At 71.1% G+C, this 21,533-nt stretch carries 20 protein-coding genes; 14 read left to right on the top strand and 6 right to left on the bottom strand.

What is annotated here, in order from left to right:
* From TX83_RS16685 to TX83_RS16665, 5 genes are all read left to right on the top strand, one after another.
* Window positions 1-942, top strand: coding sequence for a LysR family transcriptional regulator (locus tag TX83_RS16685; protein WP_064749106.1), 942 nt, complete (start codon window positions 1-3; stop codon window positions 940-942).
* A 38-nt stretch (window positions 943-980) separates the two neighbouring features.
* Complete coding sequence (locus TX83_RS16680) at window positions 981-2,045, top strand: two-component system sensor histidine kinase NtrB (protein WP_064749105.1); 1,065 nt, start codon at window positions 981-983, stop codon at window positions 2,043-2,045.
* A complete protein-coding gene (gene ntrC / locus TX83_RS16675) occupies window positions 2,042-3,445 on the top strand; it encodes a nitrogen regulation protein NR(I) (RefSeq protein ID WP_064749104.1) in 1,404 nt (467 codons plus the stop codon). The genes TX83_RS16680 and ntrC overlap by 4 nt, the downstream gene beginning before the upstream one ends.
* Window positions 3,446-3,705: 260 nt before the next feature.
* Complete coding sequence (locus TX83_RS16670; RefSeq protein WP_064749103.1) at window positions 3,706-4,278, top strand: superoxide dismutase family protein; 573 nt, start codon at window positions 3,706-3,708, stop codon at window positions 4,276-4,278.
* 202 nt (window positions 4,279-4,480) lie between these two features.
* Window positions 4,481-4,963 (top strand): GNAT family N-acetyltransferase, encoded by a 483-nt coding sequence (locus TX83_RS16665; RefSeq protein ID WP_064749102.1) that lies wholly within the window; start codon window positions 4,481-4,483, stop codon window positions 4,961-4,963.
* A 253-nt stretch (window positions 4,964-5,216) separates the two neighbouring features.
* Here the strand turns inward: TX83_RS16665 and TX83_RS16660 are convergent, their stop codons facing one another.
* The gene (locus TX83_RS16660) at window positions 5,217-6,137 is read right to left on the bottom strand and encodes a hypothetical protein (protein WP_064749101.1); all 921 of its coding nucleotides are present in this window, start codon (window positions 6,135-6,137) and stop codon (window positions 5,217-5,219) included.
* Window positions 6,138-6,251: 114 nt separating this feature from the next.
* Between TX83_RS16660 and TX83_RS16655 the strand changes: the two genes are divergently transcribed.
* Window positions 6,252-7,529 (top strand): acetyl-CoA C-acetyltransferase, encoded by a 1,278-nt coding sequence (locus TX83_RS16655; RefSeq protein ID WP_064749100.1) that lies wholly within the window; start codon window positions 6,252-6,254, stop codon window positions 7,527-7,529.
* Between the two features lie 353 nt (window positions 7,530-7,882).
* On the opposite strand, the gene TX83_RS16650 is transcribed toward TX83_RS16655, so the two are convergent.
* On the bottom strand, window positions 7,883-9,337 hold the full coding sequence (locus tag TX83_RS16650; RefSeq protein WP_064749099.1) for a sulfatase-like hydrolase/transferase: 1,455 nt from the start codon (window positions 9,335-9,337) through the stop codon (window positions 7,883-7,885).
* A 206-nt stretch (window positions 9,338-9,543) separates the two neighbouring features.
* Between TX83_RS16650 and TX83_RS16645 the strand changes: the two genes are divergently transcribed.
* Together TX83_RS16645 and TX83_RS16640 are read left to right on the top strand one after the other, a co-directional pair.
* Window positions 9,544-10,266 carry a hypothetical protein gene (locus TX83_RS16645; RefSeq protein WP_064749098.1) on the top strand — a complete coding sequence of 241 codons (723 nt, stop codon included), beginning with the start codon at window positions 9,544-9,546 and terminating at the stop codon, window positions 10,264-10,266.
* A 387-nt stretch (window positions 10,267-10,653) separates the two neighbouring features.
* The gene (locus TX83_RS16640; RefSeq protein WP_064749097.1) at window positions 10,654-12,231 is read left to right on the top strand and encodes a CocE/NonD family hydrolase; all 1,578 of its coding nucleotides are present in this window, start codon (window positions 10,654-10,656) and stop codon (window positions 12,229-12,231) included.
* Window positions 12,232-12,304: 73 nt separating this feature from the next.
* Here TX83_RS16640 and TX83_RS16635 read toward each other — a convergent pair whose 3' ends face one another.
* The 3 genes from TX83_RS16635 to TX83_RS16625 form a co-directional block, all read right to left on the bottom strand.
* Window positions 12,305-13,555, bottom strand: coding sequence for a heme biosynthesis HemY N-terminal domain-containing protein (locus TX83_RS16635; protein WP_064749096.1), 1,251 nt, complete (start codon window positions 13,553-13,555; stop codon window positions 12,305-12,307).
* A gap of 40 nt (window positions 13,556-13,595) precedes the next feature.
* A complete protein-coding gene (locus TX83_RS16630) occupies window positions 13,596-14,591 on the bottom strand; it encodes a uroporphyrinogen-III C-methyltransferase (protein ID WP_064749095.1) in 996 nt (331 codons plus the stop codon).
* Window positions 14,592-14,656: 65 nt separating this feature from the next.
* A complete protein-coding gene (locus tag TX83_RS16625; protein ID WP_064749116.1) occupies window positions 14,657-15,424 on the bottom strand; it encodes a uroporphyrinogen-III synthase in 768 nt (255 codons plus the stop codon).
* 86 nt (window positions 15,425-15,510) lie between these two features.
* On the opposite strand from TX83_RS16625, the gene TX83_RS16620 reads away from it, so the two are divergent.
* The 6 genes from TX83_RS16620 (at window position 15,511) to TX83_RS16595 (ending at window position 20,525) form a co-directional block, all read left to right on the top strand.
* A complete protein-coding gene (locus tag TX83_RS16620; RefSeq protein ID WP_064749094.1) occupies window positions 15,511-15,969 on the top strand; it encodes a YiiD C-terminal domain-containing protein in 459 nt (152 codons plus the stop codon).
* Between the two features lie 49 nt (window positions 15,970-16,018).
* On the top strand, window positions 16,019-16,450 hold the full coding sequence (locus TX83_RS16615; protein ID WP_064749093.1) for a hypothetical protein: 432 nt from the start codon (window positions 16,019-16,021) through the stop codon (window positions 16,448-16,450).
* 235 nt (window positions 16,451-16,685) lie between these two features.
* On the top strand, window positions 16,686-17,123 hold the full coding sequence (locus TX83_RS16610) for a rhodanese-like domain-containing protein (protein ID WP_064749091.1): 438 nt from the start codon (window positions 16,686-16,688) through the stop codon (window positions 17,121-17,123).
* Between the two features lie 213 nt (window positions 17,124-17,336).
* Complete coding sequence (gene secB, locus TX83_RS16605) at window positions 17,337-17,855, top strand: protein-export chaperone SecB (protein WP_064749090.1); 519 nt, start codon at window positions 17,337-17,339, stop codon at window positions 17,853-17,855.
* Between the two features lie 25 nt (window positions 17,856-17,880).
* Window positions 17,881-18,924 (top strand): NAD(P)H-dependent glycerol-3-phosphate dehydrogenase, encoded by a 1,044-nt coding sequence (locus TX83_RS16600; protein ID WP_064749088.1) that lies wholly within the window; start codon window positions 17,881-17,883, stop codon window positions 18,922-18,924.
* A gap of 89 nt (window positions 18,925-19,013) precedes the next feature.
* Window positions 19,014-20,525, top strand: coding sequence for a hypothetical protein (locus TX83_RS16595; protein WP_064749086.1), 1,512 nt, complete (start codon window positions 19,014-19,016; stop codon window positions 20,523-20,525).
* 227 nt (window positions 20,526-20,752) lie between these two features.
* On the opposite strand, the gene TX83_RS16590 is transcribed toward TX83_RS16595, so the two are convergent.
* Window positions 20,753-21,352, bottom strand: coding sequence for a diffusible signal factor-reguated Ax21 faimly protein (locus TX83_RS16590; protein ID WP_064749084.1), 600 nt, complete (start codon window positions 21,350-21,352; stop codon window positions 20,753-20,755).
* Window positions 21,353-21,533 lie beyond the last annotated feature (181 nt).

Below are 21,533 nucleotides of genomic sequence, written 5' to 3'. Positions count from 1 at the left end.
ATGAGCGAGTGGACGATGTCGATCGATTGGGACGATCTCAAGACCGTATTGGCGATCGCGCGCCACGGCACGCTCAGCGCCGCCGCGCGCGCGCTCGGCACCAGCCAGCCCACGGTCGGGCGCCGGCTGGAGGCCCTGGAGCAGCGGCTGGGCGCGAAGCTGTTCGACCGCGAAGCGATCGGCTTGCGCGCTACCGCGCTCGGTCATTCGCTGTTGGAAGGTCTGGAGCAGATGGATTCCGGGGCCGCGGCGGTGCAGCGCCAAGTCGCCGCGCGCGATACCGGCCTGTCGGGCGAGATCCGGGTCACCAGCCTGGATTGGCTCGGCGACGAGGTGGTGGCGCCGATGCTGGCGCGTTTCGGCGCCCTGCATCCGGGGCTGGAGATCGAGCTGGTCAACGACACCCGGGTCTACAACCTGGCCCGGAGCGAAGCCGATCTGGCGTTCCGCTTCGGCGCTTTCACCCAGGAGAACCTGATCGAGCGCCGCATCGGCGAAGCGGCGTATGCGCTGTATGCGGCCGAGGACTATCTGCAGCGGCACGGCCGGCCCGAGCCCGGCGACGGTTTCGCCGGCCACGCCGTGGCGTATCTGGACCGCGCCGCCGGCGAGGTGCCGCACGAGCAGTGGCTGCCGCCGCTGGCGCACGCGGCGCGCACGGTCCTGCGCTGCAACGGCTTGCGCGCGCACCTGGCCGCGGTGCGTGCCGGCGCGGCGATGGCGGTGCTGCCTTGCCTGCTCGGCGAGCGCGAGCCTTCGCTGCGGCGAGTGCCGCTGGCGCAGGCCATGCCGCTGCGCTCGGTGCGGCTGGGCTTTCACTCCGATCTGCGCGACACCCCGCGCATCCGCGCCCTGGTCGACTACGTGGTGGCGCAGTTCGCCGAGCTCGCCGACGAATTGAATCCCGCAATGAAAGAAGGGGCCGAGGGCAAGCGCGCCTGATCCCCTCCCTCGCCCATCCGTTGCACTAAGATGGTGCAATGCCCTCCGACCCCCAGCCCGCGCCCGACCTGAGCCAGGACAGCCTGACCACGCCGATGGCCTGGACCGATCCGGCCGGGGCGATCGCCGGCTGCAACTTGGCGTTCTCGCGTTGGTTCGGGATCGGCGCGCGGCGCCTGTTGGGCTGGCCCTTGGCGGGGTTGGACGCGGACGACGACGGCCGCCTGGCGCGGGCGTTGGCGCGCGCCGGCGGCGATGAGGCGCCGCTGCGGATGCGGCGCATGCGCCTGCGCTATGCCGGCGGCGAGGACCGCTTCGCCGACCTGTGGCTGAGCCGGCGCGACACCGGCGGCTGGCTGTTGGAAGCGCATCCGGTCGACGAGTTCCCCGGCGACGACCCGGCCTTGCTGCTGCCTTCGGCCTTGTCGGCCTCGTTGAAAGGCCTGGCGCACGAACTGCGCAATCCGCTCGCCGGCCTCAAGGGCGCGGCGCAGTTGTTGGGGCGGCGGATCGACGACCTGGAAGGGCGCGAGCTGGTCGAGCTGATCGACAGCGAAGTCGAGCGGCTCGCCGCTTTGGTCGATCGCTTGCTGGTCGCGACCCCGCCGCGGCCGCATGCGCCGCTGAACATCCACGCCGTGCTCGAGCGCGTGCTGCGCCTGGCCGAGGCCGACGCCGGCTGGGCGGTGCGGCTGGTGCGCGACTACGACCCCAGCCTGCCGGAGTTCTTCGGCGACGCCGACCGTCTGATGCAGGCGCTGTGGAACCTGGTGCGCAACGCGATCGAAGCCGGCGCCAGCCACGTCCATCTGCGCACCCGCATCGAGCACGGCGTGCGCATCGCCGACAGCGTGCATCCGATCGCCCTGCGCCTGGAAATCGTCGACGACGGCCGCGGCGTGCCCGAGGAACTGGCCGAGCAATTGTTCCTGCCGCTGGTGTCGGGCCGCGCCGAAGGCAGCGGCCTGGGGCTGGCGCTGGCGCAGCAGGTCTCGCGCGAGCACCGCGGTTCGCTGGCCTATCGCTCGCGACCGGGCCATACCGTATTCACCCTGCTGCTGCCGATGCAGATCGACGGCGGCGCCGAGGAGACGCGCCCGTGAACGCCGCACGCATCTGGGTCGTCGACGACGACCGTTCGGTCCGCTTCGTTCTGGCCACCGCCCTGCGCGCCGCCGGCTACCGCGTCGACGAATTCGAGAACGCCGCCGATGCGCTGGACGCGCTCGATGCGCGCGGCGCGCCGGAGCTGCTGTTCACCGACGTGCGCATGCCCGGCGACGGCGGCCTGGTACTGCTGGAGAAACTGAAAGCGCGCGCGCCGGCGCTGCCGGTGGTGGTGATGAGCGCCTACACCGACGTCGCCAGCACCGCCGGCGCGTTCCGCGGCGGCGCGCAGGAGTTCCTGTCCAAGCCCTTCGATCTGGACGAGGCGGTGGCGCTGGCCGCGCGCACCCTGGCCGCGAACGGCGCGCCCGAGCCGGCGCCTGCGGCGGCCGAGGAGGCGCCGGCCGATACGCTGATCGGCGACACCCCGGCGATGCTCAACCTGTTCCGCGCGATCGGCCGCTTGGCGCAGGCGCCGCTGTCGGTGCTGATCACCGGCGAAACCGGCACCGGCAAGGAGCTGGTCGCGCGCGCGCTGCACCGCGAATCGCCGCGTTCGGCGCGGCCGTTCGTGGCCTTGAACACCGCCGCGATTCCGGCCGAACTGTTGGAAAGCGAACTGTTCGGCCACGAGGCCGGCGCTTTCACCGGCGCCCAGCGCCGCCACATCGGCCGCTTCGAGCAGGCCGACGGCGGCAGCCTGTTTCTCGACGAGATCGGCGACATGCCGTTGCCGTTGCAGACCCGGCTGTTGCGCGTGTTGGCCGAGGGCGAGTTCTTCCGCGTCGGCGGGCGCGAACTGATCCGGGTCGATGTGCGGGTGATCGCCGCGACCCATCAGGACCTGGAAAACCTGGTCGCGCAGGGACGCTTCCGCGCCGACCTGCTGCACCGGCTCGACGTGGTGCGGTTGCGCTTGCCGCCGCTGCGCGAGCGCCGCGCCGACGTGCCGCAGTTGGCCGAGCGCTTCCTCGCGGCGGCCGCGGCGCGCTTCGCCGCGCCGATCAAGCGCCTGTCCAAGCCGGCGCTGGAACGCCTGCTGGCGCACGACTGGCCCGGCAACGTGCGCGAACTGGAGAACGTGTGCTGGCGCCTGGCCGCGTTGGCGCCGGGCGAGACCCTCACCCGCGCCGACCTGGACGAAGTGCTGGACGTGGCCGAAGCGCCTACTGCGGGCGCGACGCAATGGGAACTCCAGTTGTCGGCCTGGGTGCGCGCGCAGTTGGCCGAGGGCCGCGCCAATCTGCATGCCGAGGCGCGCGAGCGCTTCGACCACGCCTTGCTCGAAGCGGCGCTGGAGCACACCGGCGGACGCCGCACCGAAGCGGCGGCGCGCCTGGGGCTGGGGCGCAATACGCTGACGCGCAAGCTTGGCCCGGGCCGGCGCGGCGCGTGAGCGGGGCAGCGGTTTACCGCGCTTGGCGGAATGCGAACCGCGTCCGGCCCGGCGCGGCCGCTGCCGACATAATCCGGACTAGCGTTCCGCTGCTGCCGTCGTCGCGGTCGCCAGCGCTGTCGCAGCCGGCGCTCGCGCGGGCGCGGCCGCGTCGACGGCGCTGCGGCATCCGTTTCACCGGCACTGAACCCCGCCGGGGCTAGCGTCGGAATTCCCCTCGCACGTGCGCCGTCCGCGATGGCGCCGACAGGAGCCATTGCATGTTCCCGATCCTGCGCACCGCCTCGATCGCCGTAGCCACGCTCGCGCTCGCCGCTTGCGGCGGCCAGCCCGTCAAGAAGCCCACGCCGCCGCCGGGGCCCAGGCCGGTGTCGACCGCGCAATCCGCGGTCGCGGTGATGGCCTCGGCCTCCGGCAGCCTGGTCAGCGGCAAGCTGACCCTGCGGCCGATGGGCGACGGTGTGCACCTGACCGGCGAGATCGGCGGCCTCGACGCCAACCGCAGCCACGCCATCCACATCCACGAGAAGGGCGATTGCAGCGCGGCCGACGCCAGCAGCGCCGGCGGCCACTTCAATCCTTCCGGCCAGCCGCACGGGCAGGTCGGGCACGGCCCGCACCACGCCGGCGACATGAACAACCTGGTCGCCGACGCCGAGGGCGTGGCCAAGGTCGATGTGCACGCCAGCGGCGTCACCCTCGGCGGCGGCGCGATCAACGACGTCGCCGGCCGCGCGGTGATCGTGCATGCCGCCGCCGACGACTACGCCAGCCAGCCGGCCGGCAACGCCGGCGCGCGCCTGGCTTGCGGCATCATCAAGATCGCGCGCTGAGCCGGCGACTGCGCGCGGCATTCGCGCCGCGCGCGCCGGGCGGTCGAAGCGACCGGCTGTCGTGCGCTGCGTCGTCATCGGCCATGCCGAGCTGAGCCGCGCCGTCTTCGGCGCGTTGTTCTGAGCTCGCCGTCTGGGCATGCTGTTCCGAGCACGTTGTTCTGAGCCCGCCGCCTTAGCCCGCTATGTTGAGTACGCCGCCATGAGCCGATTGCGCATTCGCGACGCCGTCGCCGCCGACCGCGACCTGATCGCCGACTGGATGGTCGCGATGGCCTGGGAGACCGAGCACAAGCGGCTCGACCCGCCGACCGTGCAGGCCGGCGTGGGCGCCGGCCTGGCCGATCCGGCCAAGGCGCGCTACTTCGTCGCCATGCGCGAGGCCGAAGTCGCCGGCCACGAGACCATCGCGGTGCCTGCGGGCACCTTGATGCTGACCCGCGAGTGGAGCGACTGGCGCAACGGCGACTGGTGGTGGATCCAGAGCGTGTACGTGGCCGCCGAGCATCGTCGTCAGGGCGTGTACCAGGCCCTGCACAGCCACGTCGCGGCCCTGGCCCGGGCGACGCCCGGCGTGGTCGGCCTGCGCCTGTACGTCGAACGCGGCAATGCCGCGGCGCAGCGCACCTACCGGGCGATGGGCATGGACGACGCGGGCTACGACATCTACGAGCAGGGCACCTGAGCGATCGCCGGTGCGGCGGCGCTTCCTGTAGGAGCGGCGTAAGCCGCGACAACCGAAGCGGCGCGATGCCACGCATGCTGCCGAAGACCGGCGCTCCATGGCGTAGCGAACAAAACCGCCGCGGGTCCGGGCTTCGGTTGCGGCGCTCACGCGCGCCGTTGCGGCGGTCGCGGCTTACGCCGCTCCTACAGGCGGCGGGCGCGTGGCTTCGATCTGAGGCGACGGCCTTGGGCTTTCTGCGCGTCCCGTGACCTTACAGCGCTTCGCGCTCGGCCGGGCCGTCGCAGTGGACGAAGGTGACCGGTACGGCGTGGGCGCCGAGCACGGCCGAGATCTGGCGCAGGCGCGCTTCGAAATGCTGGTAACGGCGGTTGAGTGTCTGCCGGCATTCCTCGGTATTGCACGGCGCCCCCGGCGCGTAGCGGGCGTGCCAGGCGGCCGGCGAGAACAGAGCGATGCGGGCCTCGCCTTCGCTGTAATGCACCAGCGGCTCCGGCGGCGCGTCCAGCCATTCCTCGCCCTCGGGTTGGAGCAGGGCGGTTTCCAGCAACGGCCACAGCGCGCCCAGGCCGGCGTGTTCGTACTGCATCGCCATCATCGCGGCGAGGTCGTGCACGGTCAGGTAGCGCGCATGCTCGACCTGCAGGCCGAATGCGGCCTGCGCGGCCAGGGCGGTATCGGCGCCGGCCATGCCGTTTTCGAGCAGGTTGGATTCGAGCAGATCGCCGACCCGGGCCACGGTGGCGGCGTCGCCGCCGAGCAAGAACGGCACCAGCCGCAGCGGGCCGCCGGCATAGTCGGGCGAGGGCGTCAGCGCGCCCGGCAGTTGCGCGTCGTGGGCGCCGAAGGCGATGACCCGGCCGGCCGGCGTTTCGGCGTGGCGCTCGCGCGGCGCGTTGGCGGCCAATTGGTCGAGCTCGCGGTGCAGCGGCCAACCCGGGCGCAGCAATTCAACCGGGTCGTAATGGGCGCCGACGGTGATCAGGTCCAGCCCGGCGCTGTCGGCGGCGAAGCCGGCCAGGTCGCGGGCGATCTTTTCCGCCAGGGCGCCGGCGTCCTGGCGCGGCAGCGCGGCGCGGTCGACCGTGGCATCGCCGCGGAGCTCCAGGGCGAGGGCGCCGAGGACGTGCAGGGGCGCGGATCGACCGCTGGCGGAGGGGCTGGCAGGGCTCATGGTCACCGAGGATACGCTGGCGTTTGGTAGAGCGCGTGTGCGGCGCTACACTGAGCCCCATTATGCCCGCTCCGCCATGGCGGGCCGTCCCGAATCCCCCCGCGAGGTGTGCCGATGCGTCCAAACCGTCCCGTCGCCGTGCTCGGTGGCGTGCGTATTCCGTTCTGCCGCCAGAACACGGCCTATGCGGACGTGGGCAATCTGGGCATGTCGGTCCGCACCCTCGGCGCGCTGGTCGAGAAATTCGGCCTGCACGGGCAGCAGCTCGGCGAAGTCGCGATGGGCGCGGTGATCAAGCACAGCAACGACTGGAACCTCGGCCGCGAGGCCGCGCTGTCCTCCGGGCTGTCGCCGCTGACCCCGGGCATCACCCTGCAACGCGCCTGCGGCACTTCGCTGGATTCGATCATCACCATCGCCAACAAGATCGCGGTGGGCCAGATCGAGGCCGGCATCGGCGGCGGCTCGGACACCACCTCCGACGTGCCGATCGTGTACGGCAAGCAGTTGCGCCGGCGCCTGCTCGAAGCGGCGCGGGCCAAGACCACCAAGGACAAGCTGGCCGCGTTCAAGGGCTTCCACCTGCGCGAGCTCAAGCCCGAGTTCCCCGGCGTCGCCGAGCCGCGCACCGGCAAGAGCATGGGCGATCACTGCGAGGACATGGCCAAGCAGTGGAACATCTCGCGCGACTCGCAGGACGAGTGGGCGCTGTCCTCGCACCAGAAGCTGGCCGCGGCGTATGAGCGCGGCTTCTTCGACGACCTGGTGGTGAGCTTCCGCGGTGTCTCGCGCGACAACATCCTGCGTCCGGACAGCTCGCTGGAAAAGCTGGCCACGCTGAAACCGGCGTTCGACAAGACCTCCGGCCGCGGCACCCTGACCGCGGCCAACTCGACCCCGCTGACCGACGGCGCCGCGGCCTGCCTGCTGGCCTCGGAGGAATGGGCCCAGGCCCACGGCCACGAGGTGCTGTGCTACCTGCGCGACGCGCAGGTGTCGGCGGTCGATTTCGTCCACGGCGAAGGCCTGCTGATGGCGCCGACCGTGGCCGTGCCGGAGATGCTCAAGCGCAACGGTTTGAGCCTGCAGGACTTCGACATCTACGAGATCCACGAGGCCTTCGCCGCGCAGGTGCTGTGCACGCTGCGCGCCTGGGAGAGCGAGGAGTACTGCAAGAACCGCCTCGGCCTGGACGCGCCGTTGGGCAAGATCGACCCGGCCAAGATCAATCCCAACGGTTCCTCGCTGGCGGCCGGCCATCCCTTCGCCGCGACCGGCGCGCGCATCGTCGCCACCGCGGCCAAGGAACTGAAGCAGCGCGGCGGCGGCCGCTGTCTGATCTCGATCTGCACCGCCGGCGGCATGGGCGTGGTGGCGATCCTGGAGCGTTGAGCGCTTCGCCCCGAGCTTCGCCCCGGATCGTCACGGAACGCCCCGCCATCGCGGGGCGTTTTCGTATTCCGTCGCGATGGCCCCGCCCCCTGTAGGAGCGGCGTGAGCCGCGACCGCCGAAGCGGTGCAATACCACGCAGGGGCCAAAGCCGTTGACCTGCATGCGAACGGCGAAGCGCCGCATATCCGTGCTTCGGCGGGCGACGCTTGCGCACCTCGCTGCGGTTGTCGCGGCTCACGCCGCTCCTACAGGTGGGGTTTGGCTTCGCTCGATGACGAAGGCTCAGGGGTTTTCTGCGCGTCCCTTGGTCGCGGCTCACGCGGTTCCTGCAGGCGGTCGCCTCGGCGACGCGCTACGCCGGCCCGCCGCGGCTGCGGCCGGGCACGTAGGCCGGCGGCCAGTTCGTCGGCAGCGTGCCCTTGGCCTGCATTTGCGCCACCAGCGCCCGCTCCAGCAGCAATTGCTGGTCCCGGTACGCCGGGTCGCCGGCCAGGTTGCGGTCCTGCTGGGGGTCGGTGCGATGGTCGTACAACTCCCAGTCGCCGCCCTGGTCCGGCTGGTCCTCCGGCGGCAGGTAGACCGCATAGGTCCATTGTTCGCTGCGGATCGCGCGGATCGTGCTCGGCCCGGCGCCGCCGATATCGTCGTAGGTGAAATGCACCTCGTCCTGCACCGAAGCCTCGGGATCGGCCAGCGCCGGGCTCAGGTCGCGACCGACCAGGTCGGGAAACTGGTCGGCGACGCCGAGCAGGGACGCCAGGGTCGGCAGCAGGTCGACCGAACTGGCCAGGCACTGGCTGCGCTGCGGTCGCGGCCAGGCGATCGGATTGGAGAACAGCAGCGGCACGTGCAGTGCCTCGTCGTAAGCGTTGACGAATTTCTCCACCACCCCGTGCGAGAGCCCGAGTTCGCCGTGATCGGCGAAGCGCACGATCAGGGTGTTGTCGATCTGCTCGCGGCTCATCGCGTCCAGCAGCTGCAGGATCTGCGAATCCACGTACTCGAGCAGATAAGCGTAGAAATCGACGAAGTCCTGCTGCTGCGCCCCGGTTGCGGCCATCGCGCTCCAGGCGTAACTGGCCTGCGCGCGCGGTTTGCCGGCGAGGTCTTCGCCGGCGTTGGCCGGCACCGACGCACCGCTGGCGCCGTACACCGTGGCGTCGTAGTAGGTCGCGGCCAGGTCGAGGAAGCCCAGATGCGAGTCGTGCGGATTGACCAGCGATACCACCAGGCAATAGGGCGACGGCGGCGGCGCGGCGAGGAACTTGAGCGCGTCGGCCAGATAGCGCTGATCGTTCTGGTTCGGCGCGCCGGGCGACGGCGGCGCCGTGGCCAGGGTGCCGCCGCCCAGATAGGTCGGGCCCAGGCTCAGCCCGGCATCGTTCGGGTCCCAGTCGGAAAAGCCCCAGCGGCTCAGGTCGTTCGGGCTGCTGCCGGGCTCGTTGCCGCCGAGCAGATGCCATTTGCCGATCCAATAGCAGCCGTAGCCGGCGGCTTGCGCGACGGTGGCCAGGTTGGGCAGCACGTCGGGCAGCGGCAGCGAATCGGCGCCGGTGGTGGTGCAGCCGGTGACCGCGGGGTACTGGCTGGTCAGGAAGGTCGCCCGGCTGGGCGTGCACATGCAGGCGCCGGTGTAGGCGCGATCGAAGCTCAGGCCATGCCCGGCCAGGCGCCGCATCGCCTTGAGCCGGGCGCCGAGCTTGGCCCGGTAGGGTTCGGGCCACTGCGCCAGGCTGCGTTCCTGGTCGGTGATGATCAGCAGCAGGTTCGGCTGTGCGCCGTAGCGGAACAGATCGCTCAGGGCCATGAGGGGCGCCGTGTCGGGGAATGTGGGATCAAACGCAACGCCCCGCGCCGACGGGTCGCCGCCGGGCCGGGACGGGGGGCAATATGTGCGTGCCGTCACGGCCGGGCGAGCCGCCGCGGCGTCCGCTGCGGTGCCGGTCGTCGCACGACCCCGGCTCGCCCTCTCGCGCGTTCTCTGACACGTCCCCCGCACGACAAGGAGTCGTCATGTCCCGTCCGTTCGCCCTGTTGCTGTTGATCCTGGCCGCCTCGCCGGCGCAGGCCCTGACCTTCGCCGACCAGACCCTGGTCTGCCCGATCGACGGCAAGTCCTTCACCGCCCGGGTGATGAGCTCGGGCACGTCGTTCGGGCGCTACTTCGACACCCGCCCGTTCGGTCCGATCGCCGCGCCGGCGCCGCTGCCGGCCTGCCCGGGCAACGGCTTCATCGTGGTCGAGCAACGCGAATACAGCGCCGAGGAACTGACCAGGCTGCGCGCCTTCGTCGCCTCCGAGGAGTACCGCGGCTGGATCGCCAACGAGACGCCGTACTACCGGCTCGCGCGGCAAATGGCGTTCGCCGGCGCCAGCCCCGACGCCGCCGCCAACGTCTGGTTGCAGGCGACCTGGGAAGCCGATGCCGAACGCTATCCGCGCTATGCCGAGCAAGCCTTGCAGGCCTGGCGACAGCGCGCGCAGCGTCAGGCCGGCAGCGAGGAGGGGGTGCATGCGCGGTTGGTGGTCGGCGAACTGCAGCGGCGGCTGGGTCGCTTCGACGAAGCGCGCGCGAGCTTTCTCGCCGTGCGCGCCGATCCGGCCCTGCAGCGGATCGAAGACGCCGAAACCCGCGACTACCTCGGCCAGATCGTCGCGGCGCAGTTGCAACTGGTCCAGGCGCGCGACACGCGCAACGCCCGCCTCGACGACGACGGCGCGATCGTCCATTTCTGAGCCCCGGCGCGGGCGCCAGGCCCGCGATCCGGCGCCGGCCTCGCGATCATGGCGTCGCGATCGTGCCTGACGCCGTGCGAACACGGCGGCGAGCGATGCCGCGTTCGCGCCGGCGCGTTTTCCAGCGCCCTTGCCCGCTGCGTGCGGTTTCCGCGCCGCGCATGCGCGCTGCCCCGTCCGCCGGCGCGCGCCATCCGGGCGTTGCCGGAATGCGCGCGGTTCGCGGCGATCCCGTTGCGGGTTCCGTGACCCGGATCGCGCGGGTTCACGAAAGTCGGGTTCACAGCCGTTGTAGCGCCTCCATGCGCGATGGTACGGTCGTCCCGCAACACACCATACGCAAACGTATCCATTCGTGCTGGACGGTCCTTGGGAGGGGACGATCTCATGCGCGCAATCCGGTCGTGGCTGTTGTGTCTGTTTCTGTGCGTCGCGGTTTCGCCGGCCTGGGCCGGCGGTTTCACCGGCGCTTACCAGCGCATTCCCGGCTGGGACGGCGCCGAGCTCGGCGCCTTCGTGATGGTGCCCAAGGACCAGGGCCCGGGGCCGTTCCCGCTGCTGGTGATGCCGGCCAGCTGGGCGGTGCCGAACCTCGAATACGTCGGCCGCGGCGGCCTGCTGGCCAGCCGCGGCTACGTGGTGGTCAGCTACACCTCGCGCGGGTTCTGGGATTCGCAGGGACTGATCGACATCGCCGGGCCGGGCACGGTCGAGGACGTCAGCGCGGTGATCGACTGGGCGCTGGCGCACACCCCGTCCCATCCGCAGCGGATCGGCGCCAGCGGCATTTCCTACGGCGCCGGCATCAGTCTGCTCGCCGCCGAACGCGACCCGCGGATCAAGGCGGTGGCCGCGCTGAGCGGCTGGGCCGACCTGGAGGCTTCGCTGTACGCCAATCGCACGGTGAGCAAGCAGGGCACCAGCCTGCTGGTGCTGGCCGGCGCGTTGACCGGTCGGCCGGGGCCGGAGCTGGCGGGCGCGACCGCCAAGATCGCCTTCGGCGATTACGACGGTGCTGTCGCCGATCTGCTGCCGGTGGTGCCGCAGCGCAGCCCGATCACCGACGTCGCCGCGCTCAACCGCAACGGCACCGCGGTGCTGCTCGCCAACGCCTATAACGACAGCCTGTTCACCCCGGGGCAGTACATCGACTTCTACGGCCGTTTGACCGGGCCCAAGCAGTTGCTGTTCAGTCACGGCGACCACGCCACGGTCGAGGCGCCCGGCGCGCTGGGCCTGCCGAACGAAATCTACGATGCGGTCGGGCGTTGGTTCGATCGCCATTTGCAGGGGCGGGACAACGGCGTCGACCGCGAACCGCGGGTGCGGCTGAAATCGCAGGACGGCGACTGGCGCGGCTACGCCGACTGGAACGCGGTGCAGAGCGGCGCGACCGTGTTCGCGCTGACCCGGCCGAGCGGCCTGATCGCGCCGACCGGCGATCTCAGCGCGTCGCCGAGCACCGGCTGGCGCCATTCCATCCTCACCGGCCTGCCCACCGTCGCCGATTCCGGCATCGCCATGATCAGCGGCTTCCTGCAGTCGCTGCAGGTCGCGCCGCAGGCTTCGATTCCGCTGGTCGCGCGCGCCGGCGCCGCGGTCTGGGAGACGCCGACGCATTGGCTGCCGCGCCAGCTCAGCGGCATGCCGCAGTTGCGCATCACCGTGACCCCGAGCCAGTCCGAGCTCAGCCTGTTCGCCTACCTCTACAGCGTCGATCTGCTCGGCAACGGCTCGCTGCTGAGCCACAAGCCGTACTCGTTGCGCGGGGCGACGCCGGGCGTGGCCCAGACCCTGGACCTGCGCCTGGAAGCGACCAGCTGGGACATCCCAGCCGGGCGCCGGCTGGTGCTGGTGATCGACACCGAAGACCCGCGCTACGCCTCGGCCAGCCGGCTCGGCGGCAGCGTGACTTTCAGCTCGCCGGCGACGAATCCGTCGATCCTGAGCGTGCCGCTGCGCTGATTCGCTGCGCGCCCCGCAAAACGGAAACGGCGCCCTGCGGCGCCGTTTTCGTGTCTGCGCGCACCGGCCGCGCTCAGCCGCGCAGCCGCGGCATGCCGAACTCGTCGCGCTCCTCGACCACCGCCTCGTCGAACAGCTTCTGGCGCAGGTCGCGGCCGGGCAATTCGGTGGCCGTTTCGCCGCGCGCGGCGCGCAGGGCGTTGACGTAGCTCAGGCGGGCGCGGCTCTCGTCGCCGGCCTGGGCGAAGCCGTGGCCGAGTTCCTCCCAGGCTTCGGCGTTGGCGCCCTGGGCCAGGGCGCGGTGCAGATAGGCTTCGGCCTGCGGCCACTGGCCCTGGGCGCGGGCGAGCCGGGCCAGGGTCACCAGCAAGGCGGGGCTGCCCGGATGCGCGGCCAGCCAGCGCTCGGCGTGGGCGCGGCGTTCCTCCAGGCGGCCGATCGGCAGACGTCCGTACAGCGCCGCCAGCGATTCGTCCCAGCGCGCCTCCAGGGCCTGCTCCACGCTCTTGGCGGCGGCCTCTTCCCAGCGCAGCGCGGCGGCGCGCTCGGCGTAGGCGGCGACGGCGGCCGGATCGGTCTTGAGCGGCTTGGGCAGGGCCTCCCAATGATCGGCCAGCACGTTGGCGTCGGCCGCTTCGCGCAATGCGGCTTCGGCCCAGGCCGCTTCCTGCCGGTTCAATTGTTCCGGCGGCCACACCGCATGCTGGCGCAGCGCGCCGAGCAGGCCGTAGGCCTCGCCGGCGCGGCCGAGCGCGGCCAGCGCCTGCGCGCGCAAGGCCAGGCCGCGTGGCGGCAAGGGTTGCGCGGCCGGCGCGTCGAGCGCGGCGAGGGCGTCGCCGGGGCGTTGCTCGGCGAGCGCGAATTCGGCCACGGTCAGCGCGCGCGCGATCGGATGATCGACCGCGAGCGCGTCCAGATGCTGCATCTTCGCCGCCGCATCGCCGCGCGCGGCGGCCGCGCGCGCGGCGCCGACTTCGGCGATCGCGCGCACTTCCGGGCTGCGCGCGGCCAGCCCCAGCGACTTCTCGGCGCGCGTCCAATGGCCCTGGTGCAAGGCGTCCAGGCCGTCGAGCAGCCGCGCCCGCGCCTGCTTCTTGCGGTGCCGGCGCATGGCCACGAACGGCAGGCTCAGCGCCTTCCACACCAGCCACAGCGCGAGCAGGCCGCCGACCAGCATCAGCAGCGCCTTGGGCAGGTTGGTGAGGTAGCGGTTCTCGCCGTAGGTGACGACGATTTCGCCCGGGTCCTGCACCAGCAGTTGCGCGACCAGCGCACCGACCAGCGCGAGCACGATCCAGAACAGCAGATTGCGGAACAGGTTCATTGCGGCACCTCCTTATCGCGCCGGCGTTCGGGGCGGCCGTTCAACCGGCCGTACGCAGCTGGCGCAACTGCTGCAGTGTGGTGCCCAGGGTCGGAACCGAAAGTGAAAGCGGCAGCGCCGCCAGTTCGCGCAGCTGGGCCAGCTGGCGCTGCTGCGCCGGCGACGGCGGCGACAGGCGCAGCACCCAGGCTTCGGCGCGCTTGAGCGCGGCGCGATAGCCCTCGACGTCGCGGCGCTCGGCGGCGGCGCGGGCCAGGGTGATTTCCAGCTGCAGGCCGGCCAGCGCAGCGGCGCGGTCGTCGGGGTGGGTGGCGATGCTGCGGTCGCGCGGCTGCACGTCGATCAGCACCCCGAAGGCGCGCTTCCACCACGGCGCCTCCGCCGCGGCGGTCTGCGCCGGCGTCGCCGCCGGCAGGCTCAGGCCCTGCGCCAGCGCATCGAGCTTGGCCATCGCCTGCACCCGCGGCTCGATGCCCAGTTCCTTGAGCGCGGCGGACTCCTGCAGCAGGGTCTGGCGCAGGCTCAGATAGGCCGGGTCGTCGATGCCGTCGAGCACGCCGCCGGCCAGGGCGTAGGCGCGGCGCGCGCCTTCCAGGTCGCCGGCGATCAGCAGGCGTTGCTGGCCCAGGGTCAGCAGCAGTTCGGTCTCGTCCAGGCGCATCGCCTGGGCGCCGTGGCGATCGGGATCGGCGAGCTTGGACACGCTGTCTTCGATCAGCGCGGCGCGCTGGCCGATGCCGTGCAACTCGTCGCGCAGCACCCGGTTGGTGTTGTCGGCCTGGACCAGGCGGCGGTTCTGTGCCTCCTGGTTGGTGCGCATCGTGTCCAGGCGCTGGTTCAGCGCCTCCAGGCGCTGGTCGGCGTCGGCTTCGGCGGCGCGCACTTCGGCCTGCCGGTGCTGCCATTCGCGCCAGCCGAACCAACCGCCGCCGGCGGCGAGCAGCAGCACGACGATCAGCCAGAACCAGGCGGCGGAGCCGCGGCGCGGCGGGGGAGGCGCAGAAGGGGGGGACACGGTGTCGAGGGGGGAGTTCATGGCTCGGCCATGCTACCGGAAGCGGGCATCAAGACAGCCTTGACGGCATCGGCCGCCGCAACCGGTCACGGCGTCGGACGCAGTCCGTCGGCCAGCAGTTGCTCCGGCAGCGGGCCGTCGGCGACCGCGACGTCGGCGAAACCCAGCCCGCGCGCGAGTTCGGCCAGACGCGGACTGGCCGCGCTGACCCGGGCCCGGCGCAGGGCCGCGCCGGCCGCATCGGGCAATTGCGCCAGCAGTCGCTGCAGCGCTTCGCCGCTGGACAGCGCCAGCAACGCCGGCGCCTCCAGTGCACACAGACGCTGTGCCTGCGCGCGCGACGGCGCCTGCGCGACGCGCTCGTAGACGTCGGCGCGGATCACCCGTGCGCCGCGCGCGCGCAGCGCCGGTTCGATCAGGCCGCGGCCGCCGGGCGCGCTGAGCAGGGCGAAGTCTTCGCCGCGCAGGTCCTGCAGCTCCGGCAGATCCAGCAAGCCCTCGCTGTCCATGCGTCGCGGCCAGCGCACCTGGGCGATGCCGGCGGCCGCCAGCGCCGCGGCGGTGCCGGCGCCGACCGCGTACCAGCGCTGCGTCGGCGACGCTCGCCAATCCGGGCGCAGTTCGCGCAACGCGCGCGCCGCGGCCGGGCTGGTCGCCAGCGCGCGCGTCGCGGCCAGGGCGCGATCGAGTGCGGCGCGCGTGTCGGCGTCGTCGCGGGTGCGCAAGCGCCACGGCGACAAGGCGATCAATCCGCCGCCGTATTGCGCGGCGAGGCGACGCAAAGGCGCGTGCTCGCCGCTCGGACGCAGCGAGATCACGTACCATCGCGGCGGCTGACGCGGTGCGCGGCTCATGCATCCAGCTTGGCACAGCGCACCGGTCCAGGGCAGTGCGACGCCGACGCGCACGCTCGCCATCCCCCACCTTCGCTCCGGTTCCGATGACTTACGACGCCGCTCTGCAACGCCTCCACGCGCACTACCAATCGATGCCGCCGGTCGCGGCGATGCAAGTTTCCATCGCCGGTTACGACGGCCGCCGCCTGCGCCTGCACTCGCCGCTGGCGCATCACGTCAACGACAAGGGCTGCGCCTTCGGCGGCAGCCTGGCGTCGATGATGACGCTGGCCTCGTGGGGCGTGGTCTCGCTGGGCGTGGAGCAGGCCGGGCTGCGGGCCGACGTGTTCGTCGCCGACAGTCAGATCCGTTACCTGGCGCCGCTGTTCGCCGACCTCGACGTGCACGCCGAGTTGTCGGCCGAGGCCGACTGGGACAGCTTCCTGGCGACCCTGCGCGAGCGCGGCCGCGCCCGCACCTCGCTGGTCGCGCGCGCGTTGCTGCCGGAAGGCGGGATCGCGACCGAGTTCACGGCGCGCTACGTCGCCATCGCTAAGCCCTGACGCGCCCGGTAGGATGCGCATCGAACCTCATTCCTGCCGGAGCGCACAGATGCGAGCGTTGCTGAAGACCTGCTGGGCGGCCCTGGCCGTATTCGCCGTGCTGACCCTGGCCGGCTGCCAGACCACCGGTACGCAGAACAACAAGCTGACCGAAGCCCAGTACGCCTATTCGGCCGCGATCCGTTGGGGCGACTTCGAAGGCGCGGCCAACATGATCGATCCCGATCTGCGCAAGAAACTGGCGCCGACCGCGATGCAGCTGGAGCGTTACAAGCAAATCCAGATTTCCTCCTACCACGACGCCGGCACCGAAGTGGACAAGGAGAAGGGCTCGGCGGCGCGGGTGATCAACATCGGCGTGATCAATCGCCATACCCTGGCCGAGCGCAGCGTGCGCTACGTCGAGGCCTGGACCTGGGACCCCGAGAGCAAGACCTGGTGGCTGATCAGCGGCCTGCCGGATCTGTGGGAAGGCCAGTAACGACCCGGCCCTAGCGTGCGGCGCCAGGAGCCGGCGGGGCCGCCGGCGCTGGTTCCTCTCTACCTCCGTTCGGGTCGGGGCGGGGCGGGCCGATCGCCGCGCCCCGGCTTTGCGCCGCCCGCCAAGCCCCGCCCGCTGTTTACCGGCTTTTGCGCCCCGGCCCGCGCTGGGCGACAATCGCCGCCCCGTTCGGGCCCGCAAGGCCCGTTGAGCGCCGATCCGGAAAGAGTCTGCCGTGAGCTTCGATGAACTGCTGGCGTTCGCCGGCCGCCACATGTACCTGTCGTTGGGCTTCGTCGGCCTGACCCTGGCCATCCTGTACACCGAGATCGCGCGCCTGTTCCGCGGCTACAAGGCCTTGCGCCCGGCCGAGCTGACCGCGCTGATCAACCGCGACAACGCCCTGGTGATCGACCTGTCGGCCAGCAACGACTTCGAAAAGGGCCACATCGCCGGCAGCCGCTCGGTGCAGCCGAGCCAGTTCGATCCGGAAAGCAAGCTGCTCAACGGCGCCAAGGCGCTGCCGGTGGTCGCCGTGTGCCGCACCGGCCAGGCCTCGGCCGATGCCGCCAAGCGGCTCAAGAAGGCCGGTTTCGAGCAGGTCTACTGGCTCGACGGCGGCATCCAGGCCTGGATGCAGGCCGAACTGCCGCTGGTCAAGGGCCGCGCCTGAGCTGTCGCACCGCCGCCATCGGCACCGGCTAGACTGAGGCCGGCACCGTCCCGTGACGCGGGTCGCGCGGGCCCTTGATTGGCCCGGATTCGCCTCAATCCACTGACTCGGGCCGTCGCGAGGCGGTTTGGCCCGCTCCCCGCGAGCGGGCATAATCGAGCTCTTTTCCGAAACCTTCTTTTCCGAAACTCATTCCGCTGGGGGAATCACCCGATGTCCGAAGAAAACGTCAACGGCGCTGCCGCGCAGGCCGAAGAAGCCGCAACCGGCCCCGCGTTCACCGTCGAAAAGATCTACGTCAAGGACGTCTCCTTCGAGGTCCCCGGCGCTCCGGCCGTGTTCGCCGAAGCCGCCCAGCCGCAGCTGCAGCTGAACCTGTCGCAGAACGTGCAGCGCGTGGGCGAGAACGCGTTCGAAGTCGTGCTCGGCATCACCCTGACCTGCGCCGCCAACGACAAGCCGATGTACCTGGCCGAAGTGAAGCAGGCCGGCGTGTTCGGCCTGATCGGCTTCGACGGCCCGACCCTGGACGCGATGCTCGGCACCCACTGCCCGAACGTGCTGTACCCGTACGCACGCCAGCTGATCAGCGATCTGATCCAGGCCGGCGGCTTCCCGCCGTTCTTCCTGCAGCCGATCAATTTCGACGCCCTGTACGCCGAAGGCCTGCGCCAGCGCGCGTCCCAGGCCGATGGCGGTCTGGCCGACGCGGAAACCGCGGGCAACGCCTGATCCCCGCGCCCGGACCCGTTCGCGCATGACGCACGATACGTCCGACACGGCGCCGAAACCGCGCATAGCGGTGCTCGGCGCCGGTTCCTGGGGCACCGCCCTGGCCGCGCTGATCGCCCGGCACGGTCATCCGACCGTGCTGTGGGGACGCGATGCCGAGGTCGCCGCGGCCATCGATAGCCGCCACGAGAACCCGCGCTACCTGCCCGGCATCGCCTTGCCGGCGAGCCTGCGTGCGACCACCGATCTGGCGCAGTCGCTGCGCGAGGCCGATCTGGTGCTGGTGGTGACGCCTTCGCACGCTTTCGCCGAAACCCTGCGCGCCCTGGCCCCGCACCGGCCCGCGCATGCCGGCGTGGCCTGGGCGACCAAGGGCTTCGAGCCCGGCAGCGGCCGCTTCCTGCACGAAGTCGCCGAAGAGGTGCTCGGCCCCGGCGTGCCGTTGGCCGTCGTCACCGGCCCCTCGTTCGCCAAGGAAGTCGCGCAAGGCCTGCCGACTGCGCTGACCGTGCATTCCGACGACGCCGATTTCGCCCAGGCGGTGGCCGACGCCCTGCATGGGCCGGCGTTCCGCGCCTACACCGGCGACGACATGCTCGGCGCCGAACTCGGCGGAGCGATGAAGAATGTGCTCGCAGTCGCCACCGGCGTCGCCGACGGCATGCAGCTCGGCCTCAACGCGCGTGCCGGCCTGATCACCCGCGGCCTCAACGAGATGCTGCGGCTCAACCAGGCCATCGGCGGCCAACCCGAGACCCTGATGGGCCTGGCCGGCCTCGGCGACCTGGTGCTGACCTGCACCGGCGATCTGTCGCGCAATCGCCGTCTCGGCCTGGCCCTGGGCCGCGGCCAGTCCATCGAAGACGCGGTGCGCGAAATCGGCCAGGTGGTCGAGTCGGTGCAGACCGCCGACGAAGTCATGCGCCAGGCCGAACGCCACGGCATCGAGCTGCCGATCTCCAGCGCAGTTCGCGAAGTGCTGCACGGCCGCATCACCCCCGCCGACGGCCTGCGCAAGCTGCTCTCGCGCGAGCAGAAGCCCGAATACCCGACCGACCTGTTCGGTTGATCCCCGGCCCGTCGCCGCATCGTCCCGCACGCGTCAGCGCGCGGCGGCCGGTGCGGTCGGGCCGCGCCCATGCCCCAAGGAAGGACGATATGCGAATTCTCCGCGCAATTCCGCTGCTGCTTTGTTTCGCGCTGGCGCCGTCGGCGTTCGCCGCCGACGCGCCCTGCGGCACCTACGACAGCGGCGAGGAGTACGACGGCACCTTGAGCTTCGACGGCGAGCGCGCGATCGCCCACGACCGCGAAGGCTTCGTTTCGCCCCAGGGCCCGTACCGTTACCGCATCGACGGCGACCGGGTCCGCGTGCGCAACGCCGACAGCACCCTCAGCACCGAATACAAGCTGCTGCCGGACGGCGACCTGGAGCGCCAGCCCAGCCTGTTCGAGCCGCAGCCCAAGCGCCTGAAGCGGGTCAAGGCGGCGACCTGCGCCGCGCACCGCAACGACGGGGTCGTCTACGCGGCCGGCCAGGACAACGACAGCGTCGCCGATTGCGCCGCCGGCGACGTCCAGTCCTGCGTCGACGTGCTCAGCTACGACCCCGAGGGCAAGCAACCCGATCGCCTGCGCAAGCTCGAGCGCCATTGCCGCGAGGACCGCAGCCCCTACGCCTGCGAGGTCTGGGCCAAGGCGCTGACCCCGAGCGAGGCGGGCGCGCCGCTGGTGATGTTCCGTACCGATGCGCTGAGCCCGGCTTCGATCGCGGCCTTGCGCATCGCCTGCGACGACATCGGCAGCGGCGGCGCCTGCGAATCGCTGGCCGAGCAGGAATGGATCGCCGGGCGCTACGCATCGACGCGTGCGATCTCGCAGTCCACCTGCGACCGCCGGCTGAGCAAGAACGCCTGCGACCGCGTCGCGCGCTGGACCGGCACCGCGCTGCGCGACGCGCCGCCGCGGCAGTCGCCGCGCCAGCCCTGCGGCTGGTATGTGTCCGACGACGGGTCGCTGTTCGGCGGTTTCCGCTTCGACGACGGCAACGCGGCGCTGTCGGAAGACGACGCGGCGACCATGCCCTACCGCCTGCGCGAGGACGAGGTGCTGGTGCGCCACGACAAGGGCGACGATTTCGTACTGCGCTGGATCGACGCCGACACCCTGGTCGGCCAGGACGACTGGACCCGCTACCACGTCTATCGGCGGGCGCGCGCCGGCCAGTGCGCGCCGATCGCGCTGCCGCAACCGGGCGCCAAGCTCAGGGAAACGGCGTACAAGGTCGACCAATGCGCGCTGACCGAGCCCGGCGGCGCCGAAGCCTGCTGCGCGCGCGGCTCGATGTCGGCCTGCATGGGCATCGGCCACGTCGCCGCGCTGGGCGGTGACTGGAAGGGCGCGGCGGCGGCCTACGACAAGGTCTGCGCGATGCACGTGCGCGAGGGCTGCGGCAACGTCGTCTCGGCCTATCTCAACGCCGGCGACGACGCGCTGCTGGCCGGCATCCGCAAGGTATGCGCCGAGCATTCCGATTCGGTGGCCTGCGAGGAACTGCGCATGGCCACGCCCGAGCGCGCCGCGGAAAAGCAGCTCGAACGCGAGCTCGGCGAGGCCCTGCAGCAGGCACTGCAAGGCGTTGGCGAAAAAACCGAAGCCGATCAGGACTGAGCTGCGCCGGTTTCCCGTGGCGTCGCGGCGTCCCACCGGGATTTCAAGGGGATGTCCTGCGCTCATACGCCGCGACCGCCTTGCGACGACGGCTGCGCGGCCGAGGTAGCGCGAAAGATGTAGCGCAAAAAAAGAGCCCGGCCTTGCGGCCGGGCTCATCGCGACGTTTCGGGGGAGAGAGAGAAAGAATCGCGATTGTTGCCGGGTGCTTCCCGGTAGCGCTTTCTTTAGAAGCTGAAGCGCGGGCCGATGAAGAACTCTTTCTGGCCGCCATCGATGAACTTGGCGTCGGCGGTGATGCCCCAGCTCTGGTTGAACTTCACCTGGGTGCCGATGCGGCCGTAGAACTTGCCGTCGTAGTGCTTGTCGTAGTCCTGGTAACCGGCGAAGGCATAGCCTTCCCAGTTCGGGGTCAGGGTGCCGCGCACGCCGGCTTCGACGCTGCCGCCCTTGAGCTTCCGGTCCCAGCGCAATTCGTGCTTGTCCTGCTGGTAAGCGACGCGGGTAACCAGGTCGACGCGCTTGGTCAGTTCGTGGTTGTAGCCCACGCCGACGTTCCACTGGTCGACGTCGTAGCCGGGAACGCGCAGACCGAAGAAATTCTGCGAGTCGGTTTCCTGCTTGCTGTAACCGCCGAACACATGGAAGTTCGGGTGGAAGGCGTAGGAGCCGTTGATCGCCCAGCCGTCGGCATCGGCGTAGCTGTTCTTGGCGTCGGTCTTGGCGTAGCCGGCCTCGACGTAGTTGTAGGACACGCCCTCGGCCGCATTGGCGGCGGCGAACGGCAGGGCGGCGGCGAGGGTGAGGGCAAGCAATGCACGCTTCATAAGGTCTGAGCCTCTTATTGGTTTTATTCCGGATCGCGCGCTTCGGAGTGAGGCGTCCTTGCGATTCGGTGTGCGCAGTATCGTCGGCGCATTGCAATCGAACCTGAATTTCCAGGGGTTTTTATTAGGAACTTAACGTTCTGCGCATGGTCCTTGGCGCGCTGCGGTAGGTCATAAGTCC

The sequence above is a fragment of the Lysobacter antibioticus HS124 genome, assembly GCF_000336385.2.
Classification (GTDB): Bacteria; Pseudomonadota; Gammaproteobacteria; order Xanthomonadales; family Xanthomonadaceae; genus Lysobacter; species Lysobacter firmicutimachus.
The sequence above is the reverse complement of the archived record's forward strand: the minus strand, read 5'-3'. Positions and strand labels throughout refer to the sequence as shown.